This is a genomic window from Acetobacter suratthaniensis, assembly GCF_017377745.1.
In the GTDB taxonomy this organism is placed as follows: domain Bacteria; phylum Pseudomonadota; class Alphaproteobacteria; order Acetobacterales; family Acetobacteraceae; genus Acetobacter; species Acetobacter suratthaniensis.
This window is the reverse complement of the sequence record NZ_JAFVMG010000071.1, coordinates 1-302: the sequence shown is the minus strand read 5'-3', so window position 1 is coordinate 302 and position 302 is coordinate 1. Positions and strand designations below refer to the sequence as shown.

The following is a 302-nucleotide window of genomic DNA, read 5'->3' as shown; positions in this document are numbered from 1 at the left end:
CTCAGGCTATGATGCCTTGGACACAAAGTGGGTTGTCTCTGTTCTCGGCCTGACCGATATCGCCATCATGTCTCCTCGCTCCTGCAACCTCCTCCGGTCGGTGTGAGCCGACCGATCCCGTTGTTGTCTGTCTTCCCGATTATGCGGTGATCGCTGGCACGTGGTTCGCCTGATAGGCTTCGCCCCGTGTCAGCAGCGCCCATATAATGCGGGCCATCTTGTTGGCCATTGCGACGGTCGCCACACGCATCGGTTTGCGTTCCAGCAGGGCAGCAAACGAAGGTGGAACGCGATCAGGACGA

The 302-nt window shown here is 58.9% G+C and carries 1 pseudogene; it reads right to left on the bottom strand.

Annotated elements, in window-relative coordinates:
- Positions 1-139: 139 nt before the first annotated feature.
- A pseudogene (locus J2D75_RS14350) lies at positions 140-302 on the bottom strand (IS110 family transposase); the annotation flags it as partial.